Source organism: Corynebacterium sp. UMB4614 (assembly GCF_030217065.1).
Taxonomy (GTDB): Bacteria; Actinomycetota; Actinomycetes; order Mycobacteriales; family Mycobacteriaceae; genus Corynebacterium.
In genome coordinates, this window is sequence record NZ_JASONC010000011.1 from 60,276 (window position 1) to 74,220 (window position 13,945).

General features: G+C 65.7%; 9 protein-coding genes and 1 pseudogene. 7 read left to right on the plus strand and 3 right to left on the minus strand.

Going from position 1 to position 13,945, the window contains the following annotated elements:
• Nucleotides 1–264 precede the first annotated feature (264 nt).
• Both QP413_RS06320 and radA read left to right on the plus strand, forming a co-directional pair.
• A complete protein-coding gene (locus tag QP413_RS06320; RefSeq protein WP_231837651.1) occupies nt 265–822 on the plus strand; it encodes a hypothetical protein in 558 nt (185 codons plus the stop codon).
• Between the two features lie 136 nt (nt 823–958).
• Entirely contained in the window at nt 959–2,359 is a 1,401-nt protein-coding gene (gene radA, locus QP413_RS06325; RefSeq protein ID WP_284781158.1) for a DNA repair protein RadA, read from the plus strand.
• A 3-nt stretch (nt 2,360–2,362) separates the two neighbouring features.
• Here radA and QP413_RS06330 read toward each other — a convergent pair whose 3' ends face one another.
• Nucleotides 2,363–3,130, minus strand: a complete 768-nt coding sequence (locus tag QP413_RS06330; RefSeq protein WP_284781160.1) for a hypothetical protein — start codon at nt 3,128–3,130, stop codon at nt 2,363–2,365.
• Nucleotides 3,131–3,215: 85 nt separating this feature from the next.
• Nucleotides 3,216–3,803, minus strand: coding sequence for a carbonic anhydrase (locus tag QP413_RS06335; RefSeq protein ID WP_284781175.1), 588 nt, complete (start codon nt 3,801–3,803; stop codon nt 3,216–3,218).
• A 313-nt stretch (nt 3,804–4,116) separates the two neighbouring features.
• Here QP413_RS06335 and QP413_RS06340 point away from each other — a divergent pair, with 313 nt between their 5' ends.
• The 3 genes from QP413_RS06340 (at nt 4,117) to QP413_RS06350 (ending at nt 8,139) form a co-directional block, all read left to right on the plus strand.
• Nucleotides 4,117–5,100 (plus strand): A/G-specific adenine glycosylase, encoded by a 984-nt coding sequence (locus QP413_RS06340; protein WP_284781162.1) that lies wholly within the window; start codon nt 4,117–4,119, stop codon nt 5,098–5,100.
• Nucleotides 5,101–5,289: 189 nt separating this feature from the next.
• Nucleotides 5,290–6,681, plus strand: a complete 1,392-nt coding sequence (gene brnQ / locus QP413_RS06345) for a branched-chain amino acid transport system II carrier protein (protein ID WP_284781163.1) — start codon at nt 5,290–5,292, stop codon at nt 6,679–6,681.
• Between the two features lie 84 nt (nt 6,682–6,765).
• On the plus strand, nt 6,766–8,139 hold the full coding sequence (locus QP413_RS06350; protein WP_284781164.1) for a lipase family protein: 1,374 nt from the start codon (nt 6,766–6,768) through the stop codon (nt 8,137–8,139).
• Nucleotides 8,140–8,378: 239 nt separating this feature from the next.
• Here QP413_RS06350 and QP413_RS06355 read toward each other — a convergent pair whose 3' ends face one another.
• Nucleotides 8,379–11,075, minus strand: coding sequence for an ATP-dependent Clp protease ATP-binding subunit (locus tag QP413_RS06355; protein WP_284781166.1), 2,697 nt, complete (start codon nt 11,073–11,075; stop codon nt 8,379–8,381).
• 400 nt (nt 11,076–11,475) lie between these two features.
• Between QP413_RS06355 and QP413_RS06360 the strand changes: the two genes are divergently transcribed.
• Together QP413_RS06360 and QP413_RS06365 are read left to right on the plus strand one after the other, a co-directional pair.
• On the plus strand, nt 11,476–13,251 hold the full coding sequence (locus QP413_RS06360; protein WP_284781168.1) for an AMP-binding protein: 1,776 nt from the start codon (nt 11,476–11,478) through the stop codon (nt 13,249–13,251).
• Nucleotides 13,252–13,519: 268 nt separating this feature from the next.
• Nucleotides 13,520–13,945 (plus strand): annotated as a pseudogene (locus QP413_RS06365) (helix-turn-helix domain-containing protein); the annotation flags it as partial.

The following is a 13,945-nucleotide window of genomic DNA, read 5'->3' on the forward strand; positions in this document are numbered from 1 at the left end:
TGCAGAAAGGCCCGGTCCCGCAGGAAAGCTTCAACGCTTCGACCAGCGCGCACCGACGCCGGAGGGCGACGTCCCCAAATAATAGGGGTAACAACGGGGTGGGATTAGGGGAAAGCGGTGGCCTGAACTAGGAATCTGCCCACCCAAGGGGCTATTCTGTGAAGCAGCTATAAGTTTCCGGCCAATTTGCGCCGGGTACGATGACCACAACTGTTGAAGGGCCTTAACCGGCCTAGGCCTAGCCTCACAATGGAGGATCAGAACGTGAAGTCTCAGAAGTCGACCGTTGTCCGCGGTGCCCTCGCCATCGTTGCTGCAGGTGCCGCCCTGGGCATGACCGCTTGCTCCGCTGGTCAGATCACCCAGACCGCAGAGCAGGCCCCGGCCGTGAACGGCCTGCACGCCAAGGAAGGCAACGTGGACGTCGCGGACGTCTCCGTGGTTCTGGGCGCCGACGGCAAGCCGTCCCTGAAGTTCACCGCTTCCAACGCGGAGGACAACGCCAAGGACGTCAAGCTGGTCTCCGCTTCCGTGGACGGCAAGGCTGCGAACCTGAGCGAGACCATCAAGCCGGGCTGCAACCTCGTCGTGGACCGCAAGGATGCCCTGGAGGACCTGCAGAAGGGCGCTAAGGATCAGAAGTGCCTCAGCTACGCCGCTGGTGACGTCTCCGGAGTGAAGGACCTCTACGTCGGCGGCCAGAAGCCGGTGGAGATCAAGTTCGACGGCGCTGAGTTCTCCCTGAACGCACCGGTCGTCGCTTACACCCCGGAGGCTGGCGCCTTCGACCGCGACAAGGACGGTCACCCAACCGACAAGTAGTCGCTACTCGGCTGTTATAGGCCCACCGCCGCTCCCCTTCGTTGGGGCGGCGGTTTTTGTTTTTCGGTGGCCACTGACCTGCGATGTTCGATTATTGCTGTGCTCGCGGCAGGGGGTGTCTGCGCCACTGCCTAGAATGACCGGCATGGCAACAAAGCGGAGCTCGAAAACCAGCTACGAATGCACCGAGTGTGGCTACGTCCTGTCCAAGTGGATGGGGCGCTGCCCGAGCTGTGGTGAGTGGGGCACGCTCGAGGAACGCCGCCCCGCGGCCGCGAGCGCAGCCGGGTCCCGCTCCGGTTCCCGGCACCTCGCCGGGGCCACCAGCGATGCCCTGCCGGTCACGGAGATCGACCCGCAGATCGCCAACCACATCCCCACCGGCTCGGCAGAGCTGGACCGGGTCTTGGGCGGCGGCATCGTCCCCGGTTCCGCGGTGCTGCTCGCTGGCGAACCGGGCGTGGGAAAGTCCACGCTGCTGCTGGAGGTCTCCGCCAACTGGGCCAAGGCTAACCGCTCGGTGTTGATCATCACCGCCGAGGAGTCCGTCGGCCAGGTACGCCACCGAGCAGAGCGCACCAATGCGCTCTCCGAGAAGCTCTACATCGCCGCCGAGCACGACCTGGAACAGGCGCTGCACCACGTGGATACGGTCAAGCCCGAGCTGATCATCGTGGACTCCCTACAGACCATGAACGCCAGCGGCGTGGAGGGCGTGCCGGGCGGGGTGACCCAAACGCGGTCTGTGACGTCCACCCTGACCACCCTGGCGAAGCAATCCGGCACCCCGGTGCTGGCGGTGGGGCACGTAACGAAGGACGGTAACGTTGCCGGCCCGCGCACCATCGAGCACCTCGTGGACGTCGTCCTGCACTTCGAGGGCGATCAGCACTCCTCCCTGCGTTTCCTGCGCGGCATTAAGAACCGTTTCGGCCCCACCGAGGAGGTCGGCTGCTTCGAGCAGACCGCAGAGGGGATCAAGGAGGTGACGGACCCTTCGGGGCTGTTCTTGAACCACCGCACCGAGTCCGTGACGGGCACTGCCGTCACCGTGAAGATGGATGGCCGCCGGGCGCTCGTCGGGGAGATCCAAACGCTCGCGGTGGAGACCGAGCAGGGTAATCCGAAGCGATTCGTCACCGGCATCGAATCGGGCCGGGTGTCCATGATGCTCGCGGTACTGGCCCAACGCTGCGGGATGCAGCTGGGGCGCCGGGAGGTCTACGCCGCGACTGTGGGCGGGATGCGGATCAGCGAACCGGCCGCGGATCTCGCGTTGGGTCTGGCGCTCGCCTCCACTGCCCAGGACGAGCCACTCCCCCTCGGCCTGTGTGCGATGGGCGAAGTAGGCCTGGGCGGCGAGGTGCGGCGCATCCCGGAGATCAACCAGCGGCTCTCCGAGGCCGCGCGGCTAGGGATGAAGCACGCGATCATCCCGGCAGGCACCAGCCCGAGCGTGCCGAAGGGTTTGGAGGTGCACCAGGTCAAGAACATCGGCCAGGCGCTGGGAGTGGTGCGGCGGCTGCGCGAGAGCTAGCCGCTAGCTCATGTTGAACGTCGCAGGCTGGGAAACGTTATCCCCCAAATGCGCGTAGAGCAGGTAACTGCCCGGGCCGACCGGCTGACGGGAATCGCACTGCTCCGGGGCGGAAGTGGTCCGGGACCAGGAGCCCATCTTGTAGTTCTGGCTCTTGCCTGCCTCGATGGTCACCTCCCCGGTGATGGAAGGCTCGTTGCAATCCAGGTCACCCCACACGCGGTGGTAGTCATCCATCGCGAAGACCTCGAAAAGCAGCTTCGCCTCGTCCACGTCGATCACGCAATCCGCCTTCGTGGGATTCGCGATCTTCGCGTAGAAGGTCGGCTGCTCCTCCGGGTCAAAGGTGGACTTCCCCGGCACCGCAGTCACGCGCAGGTCACCGAGCTCACAGCTGGTCTTCTCCGCGGCCGGGTCCTTCGGCTCTGCGCCCTTCTTTTCTTCCTCGCGCTTCTCCGCGGCCTTTTTCTCGGCCTCGGTCTTCTTATCCTTCGCGTCCGGCTTCTTTTCTTTTCCGGACGTCGGCGCGGCACTGCTGCTCTGCGTGGTATCCGCCGCAGGCGTGCTGGCGTCCTCCTTGGATCCGCCGATGGAACTGAGCAGCCACCAGAGCAGGAGAATCAGCACGACGACACCGGCGATGGCGGCGATGCGTCGGCGACGGTAAACCTCGGGCGGCAGCGGTGGCTGGGCATCACGGGGTGGGCGCTGGCCCCGTTCGGGGTCGCGGCGCCGGAAGCTGTCTCCTGAGTTCCCTGATCCTGCGTTCACAGCCTCAGATTTTAGTCGGCTTACCTCGCCTGATGGGGCTTAGACACACCCCACCAGCGGCGGTCGGCGCACTCCCACGTGCCCCTTAGAGCTGTTCCTCGTCCAGGCCGAAGGAGATCAGCGGCTCGGCCAGGCCATCCTCCAGGCGGTAGCGCAGGCCCACGACCGCGCAGCGCCCCTGCTCCACCTGCTGCTGGATCTCCGGGGAGCGGTCCATGATGTGGCGGGTGATCTCCACGACGTGCTGCTTCTCGAAGTCCTGGGAGCCCTCCCGGCCCTCGCGGCGGGCGGCCAGCAGTGACGGGGTGACCTTCTCCACCAGCACGCGCTGGAAGCCGTTCGGAAGCTGGCCGGTATTCAGCGCGGTCTGCGCCGCGGCCACCGCACCGCAGGCCTCGTGGCCCAGAACCAGCACCAGCGGCACGCCCAGCCCATCCACGGCGAACTCCAGAGAAGCCAGCACGGATAGGTCCGTGATCTCCCCGGCGGTGCGGATCACGAAGACATCCCCCAGGCCCTGGTCGAAGACGATCTCCACCGGCACGCGGGAATCAGAGCACGCCAGGACCACAGCATGCGGACGCTGCCCGGCGGTGAGAACATGGCGGCGGTTGACATCCTGATTCGGGTGGGCAACATCCTCGCTCATGAAACGGCGGTTGCCATCTCGCATCGCGACCCAGGCCTGTTCCGGGGTCATGGTCTGCTGCTGGGCGGTAGCCTCCGGCGACTCTGTGTTGGCCTGCTGGCCAGGTACAGTATTCGAAGGGCTTTCAGGGCTGTGGGAGTCAGTCATGGCTTCAATCTTGCTCTTAAAGCTTTCCCAGGACAATTTTGTAGGACAATCCGGCAGGTGGGAACCCCCACCGCCTTCGAACAACCGCTGTAATCCACTCTCCGATGCGCTTTTACCAGGCACCCCGCCCACACTGCGCGGGACACATCGCAGGGCAAGGTTCACCCCGACACCCCGGGGAGGTGGCCGCATGACACTCCCAACCGCAGAGAGTCAGCAGGAAACCACCTTCGACCTTGCCCTCATCAGCGCACTGAACCATTGGTTCGCACGCAACGCGCGCGACCTGCCCTGGCGCCACATCGGCACCAGCCCGTGGGCAATCCTGGTGAGCGAAGTGATGTCGCAGCAGACCCCCGTCGCCCGCGTCGCCCCGCGGTGGCGCTCCTGGCTCCAGCGCTGGCCCACCCCGGCCGCGCTCGCAGCAGCCGCCACCGCGGACGTCATTCGCGAATGGGGAAACCTGGGCTATCCGCGCCGCGCCCTGCGGCTGCAGGAGTGTGCCCAGGCCTGCGTGGATCGCTTCGACGGGGAACTGCCCCGCAGCGTCGCCGAACTGGAGAGCCTGCCAGGCGTGGGCAGCTACACCGCCCGCGCGGTGGCCGCCTACGCCTTCGAGCAGGCCGTTCCCGTGGTGGACACCAACGTCCGCCGCGTGTGCCACCGGGCAGCCCACGGCAACTTCCTCCAGGGACCGGCACGCAGCCGCGACCTCTCGGACGTCGCCGACATGATGCCCTGGGTGGACCACGACCCCACCCTGGACCGGCGCGGCTACCGCAACGCGGGGCACGACCGGCGCCACCGGGACGCAGCACTACTCATGACCGCCTCCCTGATGGAGCTCGGCAGTCTGATCTGCCAGGCCCGCACCCCGCAGTGCGAGCTCTGCCCCATCGCCGCGCGCTGCGCATGGGTGGCGGCAGGCAAGCCCGCGCCGACGGAAGAGGAGAAATCCGCCGCCGCCCGGCGCGTCCAGAAGTTCGAAGGCACGGACCGTCAGGTTCGGGGCCTCGTCCTCAAAACCCTGAGAGAATCTGCGACCACCCACGTCGCAGTCGATGAGATCGATCAACTGTGGCCCGATCGGGTTCAGCTTTCGCGAGCGGTGGATTCCCTCGTGGCTGACCGGCTGATCGAGCGCACCAACGCCGGGATTACCCTTCCCGACTAGTTGATTCTTACTGGGGCACCCTAACCTCTACTTAAATACGTTTATTCTGATCCGCCACTGGTTCAGCCTCGAGCGGCACCACCGCCACAACCGGCCGCGCTTGCTCACGCCACCCCACCCGGGGGTGTGGTTGAACCTGGTCCTAGGCCGCCACCGCGCGGATCGTCGTTGTAGAAAGGCCCTCATTTCATGAGTTCCGGAACCTCCACTCAGTCCGCGGCTGGCCGTGGCACGGCGAAACCCGCCGCCTCGATTTTCGCCGTCGGGCTGATGCTGTTTTCGATGTTCTTCGGCGCCGGCAACCTGATCTTCCCGCCCATGCTGGGGATCGAGTCCGGCGAGAACTTCACCCCCGCCATCATCGGCTTCATCCTCACCGGCGTGCTGCTGCCGACCATCACGATCATCGCGGTGGCTATCTCTGGTGCCGGGGTGCGTCAGCTGGCGTCGCGCGCAGGCGCGGTATTCGGGCTGTTGTTCTCCATCGCCGCTTACCTATCCATCGGCTCCTTCTACGCCATGCCGCGCGCCGCAGCGATCGGCTACGAGCTGGGTATCGAGTCCACCTTCGGCCTCTCCGGCCAGCTGTGGCGCCTGGTGACCACCGCGGTCTTCTTCGCGGTGGCTTTCGCGATCGTGCTGTTCCCCGGCAAGGTCGCCGACACCCTGGGCAAGTACCTGACGCCGCTGCTGCTGGCACTCATCGCCATCCTCGCGGTGCTGGGCTTCATGAAGCTCAATGGCGAACCGGCCGCCGCAACCGGCGAGTACGCCAGCAGCCCGCTGACCGCGGGCATCCTGGAGGGCTACTTCACGATGGACTCCATCGCAGCGATGGCCTTCGCGATCATCGTGGTGAGCTCCTTCAACGCCCACGGCGTCAAGGAGCGCAAGACGGTCGTCAAGTACTCCTCGATCTCCGCGGTGCTGGCTGGTTTCTTCCTGCTGATCGTGTACCTCGCCCTGGGCGTGATGGGCACGAAGATGCCGGATAAGGGGCAGTACTCGGACGGCGCGGCGGTGCTCTCGCAGGCGTCGAAGCTCTCCCTGGGAACGGCCGGTGACATGGTCTTCTCCGGCGTGGTGCTGCTCGCCTGCTTGACGACGGCGGTCGGCCTGATCGCGGCGTCGGCGTCCTTCTTCCACGAGCTGGTTCCTGCGATCAGTTACCGCTGGTGGTCCGTGGTCTTCACCCTGATTGGCTTCACGGTGGCCAACCTCGGCCTGGAGAAGATCCTGAGCTTCTCCGGCCCGATCATCGGCCTGATCTACCCGCCGGCGATCGCGCTGATCGCGGTGACCTTCACGCAGCTGGCGGTGCGTGGACGCCCGATTCCGCTGACCTACCGCGCTGCCGTGGCGGTCGCCCTGGTGTTCTCCATCATCGACCTGCTGAGCGAACTGCTGGGCGAGACGATGGACGGCATTACCGGTGCCCTGAGTGTGATCCCGCTGTACCCGGAGGGACTGGGCTGGGTGCTGCCCACCATCATCGTCGGCGCTATTGCGCTGGTGGTGGACCTGAGCCGTAAGGATTCGGGCCACGAGGCTGACGCGCTGGCTGTCGCCGAGCCGGAATAGTAATTTCCCCGGCACAATAGTGTTCCTGTCGATAGGATCTAGCTGTTAACTTCCTGCCAGCCACGATCCTTCCAAGGAGCACGCATGTTCAGCCTTCGCTCGGACAACTCCCGACGCACCAGCCGCGCGGCGAGCCTCACCGCCGCCGCTGCCATCACCGCCGTCGCGCTGCCACTTTCTGTGGCCGGCGCGGCGGCGTCTCCGCTTTATGGCTCCGTCGAAGGCGCGTGGCGGGGTTCGTCGGGGATGGGTTCCGGGGCCGCGCTCGGCAGCTCCATGCCGAACTACGATCCGGATAACTTCTACAGCTCCCTGCCGGAGTACGTGGAGGGCAAGCCCGGCCAGGTGCTGAAGACCGGCCCGAGCACGCTCGCGCTGGGGCTGCCATTCGTGGACCTGACGAACAGCAAGGCCACCCGGGTGGCCTACGTGTCCACCGACTCGAATGGCAAGACCATCCCGGTCACCGGCACCATCTACGAGTCCTCAAAGCCGTGGCGGGGCAAGGGGCCGCGCCCGCTGATGCTGATTGCCCCGGGCACCCAGGGCTCCTCCAACGCGTGTGCGCCGGGCAAGCTCGCGCCGTGGGGGCTGGAGTACGAGGCGCTGCCCGCCCTGCAGGCACTGATGCGCGGCTGGGATGTCGCGCTGACCGACCTGCCGGGCCTGGGGACCCGCGCGCAGCACACCTACATGAACCGCGTGGCCCAGGGAAACGCGACGCTGGATATCGGACGCGCCGCGAAGAACATGGGCATCCGTGGGGTCAGCGACAAGACCCCGGTGGCGACCTGGGGCTACTCCCAGGGCGGTGGGGCAAGTGCTTCTGCCCTCGAGCTGGCTGACTCCTACGCCCCGGAGCTGAACCTCGTCGCAGGCTACGCGGGCGGCATCCCGGCGAACCTGGGCGTGGTGGCTGGCGCCATCGATAATGGCGCGCTGGCCGCGGCCCTCGGCTACGCTATCAATGGCCTGCTGTACTCCGATCCGGAGCTGCGCGAGCCGATCTACTCGAAGCTCAACGACAAGGGTCGGAAGCTGCTGGAGCAGACGAAGGACGAGTGCGTGCCGGAGTCCCTGCTCCGCCACGCCTACAAGGACACCCGCACTCTCACCAAGGATGGCTCCTCCCTGACGGAGCTGATGCAGGAGGAGCCGATCGCCAGCGCGGTGCAGAAGCAGCTGATCGGCACGCTCTCCCCGTCCGTCCCGGTGTACATCGGGCAGGGCAAGAACGACGACACGATCCCGGCCTCCCAGGCCCGCGACCTGGCCCGCAGCTGGCTGGGCAAGGGAGCGAAGGTGTACTACCGGGAGCAGGACGTGCCGAGCGTGGCCCCGCTGGTGGATCACGTGATCCCGATGATGGCGAACCTCTCCCCCGCGGTGCTGTGGCTGGAGAAGGTCATCAATGACCAGCCCTATGAGCTGTCCACCGCAGATCAGATTCCGCGCTAGGCCGAGCTCGCGGGGTCGCTAACCTCGGCGCAGCGCTGCCCGACCCGGCGCTGCACCGGCGCTGCACCGGCGCTGCACCGGCGCACTGCCCCCTCCCCGGCACCGCGTCGGCGCTGCAGCGAGGTATAGCGCCGACGTATATCGCCCCACGCATAGCAAGAGCCGCGGCCACCCGTACTGGGCGTGCCGCGGCTCTTTAGCTTTCACCGGTCTCCCGGCTGTGCCGGCCCGCGGAGGGCTTAGTCCTCGGACTGCCCCTCGGAGCCGGTGCTTTCGCCAGCGTCCTCGCCGGTAGCGCCCTCCTCGGGCACGTCGCCCGCTGCCGCGGAGGCGACGGAGACCTTGGCCTCCTCGGACGGGCTGCGGTGCGCCTCGCCGTCCTCGACCTCGAAGTCAGCGGCGTCGAACTCCGGCAGCGGCTTCGGCTTGGAACCGAAGACGAACTTCGCATCCTTGCCGGCGGACTCGCCGTCCCAGTTCTCCACGTCCACGGTGACGATCTCGCCTGCACCGAACTCGCCGAAGAGGATCTTCTCGGAGAGCTCGTCCTCGATCTCGCGCTGGATCGTGCGACGCAGCGGGCGGGCACCCAGGACCGGATCGAAGCCGCGCTTGGCGAGCAGGTTCTTGGCCTTCTCGCTGACCTCGATGCCCATGTCCTTGTCCTCCAGGGCGCGGCGAACACGGCCCATGAGCAGGTCCACCATCTGGACGATCTGCGCGCGGGTGAGCTGGTGGAAGACCACGATGTCGTCGATACGGTTCAGGAACTCCGGGCGGAAGTGCTTCTTCAGCTCGTCATCCACCTTGGACTTCATCCGCTCGTACTGCGCGGCCTCGTCCTGCTCGCCGGCGTTGGAGAAGCCCATGCCCACGGCCTTGGAGATATCCCTGGTACCCAGGTTCGAGGTGAAGATCAGCACCGTGTTCTTGAAGTCCACGATGCGGCCCTGGCCATCGGTCAGGCGACCTTCCTCCAGCACCTGCAGCAGGGTGTTGTAGATGTCCTTATCGGCCTTCTCGATCTCGTCGAAGAGGACGACGGAGAACGGCTTGCGGCGGACCTTCTCGGTCAGCTGGCCGCCCTCGTCGTAGCCGACGTATCCCGGAGGGGCACCGAAGAGGCGGGAGGCGGTGAACTTGTCGTGGAACTCACCCATGTCCACCTGGATCAGGGCGTCGTCGTCGCCGAAGAGGAACTCGGCGAGTGCCTTGGACAGCTCCGTCTTACCCACACCGGACGGACCGGCGAAGATGAAGGAGCCGGACGGGCGGTTCGGGTCCTTCAGGCCGGCACGGGTGCGGCGGATCGCGCGGGAGACGGCCTTGACGGCGTCGTCCTGGCCGATGATGCGCTTGTGCAGCTCGCCTTCCATGTCCAGCAGTCGGGAGGACTCCTCCTCCGTGAGCTTGAACACCGGGATGCCGGTCCAGTTGGCCAGCACCTCTGCGATCTGCTCCTCGTCGACCTCGGCGACTTCATCGAGCTCGCCGGCGCGCCAGGCCTTTTCCTTCTCGGCGCGCTCCTCGGTCAGGGTGCGCTCGTCGTCGCGCAGTGCCGCTGCCTTCTCGAAGTCCTGCTCATCGATCGCGGCCTCCTTCTTGCGGCGGACCTCAGCGATCTTGTCGTCGACTTCCTGGACGGACTTCGGTGCTGTGAGGCGCTTGATGCGCATGCGCGCGCCTGCCTCGTCGAGCAGGTCGACGGCCTTATCCGGCAGGAAGCGGTCGTTGATGTAGCGGTCGGCCAGGGTGGCGGCGGAACGCAGGGCACCGTCGGTGATGGACACGCGGTGGTGAGCCTCGTAGCGGTCGCGCAGACCCTTCAGGATCTCGATGGTGTCCGCGACGGACGGCTCCGGCACCTGAACCGGCTGGAAACGGCGCTCCAGGGCGGCGTCCTTCTCGATGTGCTTGCGGTACTCCTCCAGCGTGGTGGCACCGATGGTCTGCAGCTCGCCGCGGGCCAGCTTCGGCTTCAGGATGGAGGCGGCGTCGATTGCGCCCTCCGCGGCACCGGCACCGACGAGGGTGTGGATCTCGTCGATGAACAGGATGATGTCGCCGCGCTGGTTGATCTCCTTGAGTACCTTCTTCAGGCGCTCCTCGAAGTCACCGCGGTAGCGGGAGCCCGCGACCAGGGAGCCCAGGTCCAGGGAGTAGACCTGCTTATCGCGCAGGGTCTCCGGGACCTTGCCGTTGACGATGTCCAGGGCCAGGCCCTCGACGACGGCAGTCTTACCCACACCCGGTTCACCGATGAGCACCGGGTTGTTCTTGGTGCGGCGGGAGAGCACCTGCATGATGCGCTCGATCTCGCCGGCGCGGCCGACGACGGGGTCCAGCTTGCCGTCCTTGGCAGCCTGGGTGAGGTTGCGGCCGAACTGGTCCAGGACCAGGGAGTTGGACTTCTGGCCTGCCTTGGCTCCGCCCTGGCCGGACGGGGCGACACCGGCCACGGCCGGCTGGTCCGGGGCCTCCTCGTGCTCGCCGCCACCCTCGTAGCCGGAAAGCAGCTGGATAACCTGCTGGCGAACGCGGGACAGATCGGCGCCCAGCTTCACCAGCACCTGGGCAGCGACGCCCTCGCCCTCGCGGATGAGGCCGAGCAGGATGTGCTCAGTGCCGATGTACTTGTGGCCAAGCTGCAGCGCCTCGCGCAGAGCCAGCTCCAGCACCTTCTTGGCGCGCGGGGTAAACGGGATATAACCGCTCGGCGGGTTGCCACCGGAGCCAATAATCTCCTTGACCTCGGTACGCACCGCGTCGAGGGAAATCCCCATGGATTCGAGCGCCTTGGCGGCCACTCCCTCACCCTCTTGGATCAACCCCAGGAGGATGTGCTCGGTACCGATGTAATTGTGATTCAGCGCTCGCGCTTCCTCTTGTGCCAAGACGACAACGCGTCGTGCCCGGTCGGTAAACCTTTCGAACATTTATCTCCCTTTTCGCTCGTGCGCTTTGATGCCCCACCATAACTGGGCAAGCGCCTTCCTTAAATCGCATTCCGTGCAACGCCGGGAGCCCCGCGGACTATTCCTGCACCCATACCCACCCGATCCGCTATAAAAGCCCAGTTCACGGCACCTTTTTACCAGCAATAACCCGGACAGTTCAGCCTGTACGCCCCTAGCGAACACCCGGCGAAACGCGCTGTTTTCACCCTCCGGCACGCCCCTCCCGAGCCGATATCGCCAAAACCAAACGTGATCCACATCACTTAGATAGGGTGACCAACATAGCTATTAGGTTGGCAAAGCTACCCACCTATCGCTGCAGAACCAGGCGCGGGGGAACGCCCGTGCAGACACATCCGATTCGACAGGGGTAATCGCAATGACCGACACGTTCTCACCCGCAGGCCCGGCAGGCATCAAGGAAAAGCTCAGCCACACACTCGGTTCGGCGGGCACGCTCGCGCTCGGCACTCTCCCCCTGATGCGTTCCGGCGTGCTGGGCTCGATGACGCCCGTCGCCGCCGCGAAGGCTCTGGGTTCCATGTACCAGTGGGAGTTCCAGCCCGCCTCCCTGCTGGCCATTGGCGCCGCCCGCGACCCGTTCCACACCGCGATCATCGACGACCGCGGCTCCATGACCTACCAGGAGCTGCACAACCAGGTGAACCAGCTCGCGAAGGCACTGTTCCGCATCGGCATCCGGGAGCGCGACCGCATCGGCGTGCTGACCCGCAACCACCGCGGCTTCATCATGGCGCTGTGCGCCCACGGACGCCTGGGCACCGACCTGGTCCTGTTCAACACCGGGGCATCGGCCGAACAGACCCGCGCGGTCGCTCGCGAGAACAAGCTGGACGTCCTGTTCATCGACGAGGAGTTCATCCCGCTGCTGCCGAAGGGTTTCGACGACTGCCCCGTCATCGTCGCCCACGAGTTCGGCGACACCATCGGGCTCACCCGCGAGGCTGAGGAGGCACTGCCCGCGGACTCGAATATCCGCGACGCCCTGGCGATGGAGGATCACGCGACCCGCAGCGAGGACTGGCCGTCGCTGAGCCTGGTGCTGCGCACCACCCCGGCCGAGCAGACCATCCCGTCCCGACCCCGCCGCGGCCGCACCATCATCCTAACCTCCGGAACCACCGGCACCCCGCGCGGCACCCGCCGCCCAGAGCCGCCAAGCTACCTGCCGGCGTCCTCGATCATGAGCCGGATCCCGCTGAAGGCACGCCGCCCGTTCTACCTGGCAGCCCCGATGTTCCACACCTGGGGTTTTGCGAATATCCAGCTGGCGCTCGCGCTGCGCTCGACGATGGTGATGCAGCGCAAGTTCCGCCCGGAGGATGCGGTGCAGCTCATCGAGGCCAACCGCCCCTATGCGATCGCCATCGTGCCGACGATGCTGCGCCGCCTGCTGGAGGCCGTGCCAGAGGGCATGGATCCGGGCACGAAGGTCATCGCCGCCTCCGGCGAGCCGATCCCGCCACAGATCGTGGAGAAGACCTTCGAGAAGTTCGGGCCCGCGCTCTACAACCTCTACGGCTCCACCGAGGTCAGCTGGGCCACGATCGCCAACCCAGACGACCTGCAGCGCCACCCGAACACCGCGGGCAAGCCGCCGATGGCCACGGTGGTCAAGGTCCTGGACGAGGACTTCCGCGAGTGCCCGGACGGCGAGGTTGGCCGCATCTTCGTCGCCAACAACATGATGTTCGAGGGCTACACCCGCCCGGGTAAGGACAAGGAGACCCACGAGGGGATGATCGCCACCGGCGACCTGGGGTACTGGGAGGACGGCCTGCTGTTCGTCTCCGGGCGCTCGGATGACATGGTCGTCTCCGGTGGTGAGAACGTCTACCCCACCGATACCGAGCACATCATCGGCACCCTGCCCGAGATCCTCGAGGTCTGCGTCCAGGGCGTTCCGGATGACGAGTTCGGCCAGGCGCTGTGCGCGTGGATCGTCACGAAGGAGGAGCTGAGCGCAGCCGATAAGCAGAAGCTGCAGGAGGAGATCAAGGCGACTGTCTCTAAGCAGCTGGCCCGCTTCGCCGTGCCGCGCCACTTCGTGTACGTGGACTCCCTGCCCCGCAACGCGGTGGGCAAGGTCGTCCGCCGCGAGCTGCCGCGGCCAGAGACTGCGGCCGCCGCTTAAGCCAGCGGGCCGATGGGGCTAAGGACGCCTCGCGGCCATAGCAGCAACACAGCGCCCCGGGTGGTTCTGAACTGCTCCCCATTAGTTGGACTGAGAAATCAGTTACCGACTAGTGGGGAGCAGTTTCCATTGAGAGCACGAAGTTCGCTGAGCGAGCATCAGCGCGAGCAGTTGGTTGAACTATTTGAGCAAGGCATGGGCTATACAGCCGCTGCCAATGCTCTTGGTGTCTCCAAGTATGCCGCCCGTACGCTGCGTCGTCGGTTTCAGCTGCATGGCAAGCTATGTCTTGTGGAGAAACCAACTAAACAGCAGTACTCGTTCGACATCAAAAAGGAAGTTGTCCAACGCTACCTTGCCGGCGAGACAAGAATGGATCTTGCCCGCGAGTTTGGCCTGTCGTCAGACCAGCTCGTCAAAGATTGGACCAGGAAATGGCGCAGAAGCGGCGATGACGCGTTGACACCGAAACCGAAGGGCAGACCCAAAGGCTCGACCGCACCGAAGCAGCTTACAGAAGAAGACAAGCTTCGCCGTCAGATCGCGCGGTTGGAAGCGGAAAACGCTTACTTAAAAAAATTGCGGGACTTGAGGAACCAGGGACACGCCTGAAAGTTCAGGCGATTGTCATCCTCAAGTCACAGCATCGTCTGCAATACCTTTTGGATGCGGCAGGCATGCCGAGGTCGACGTT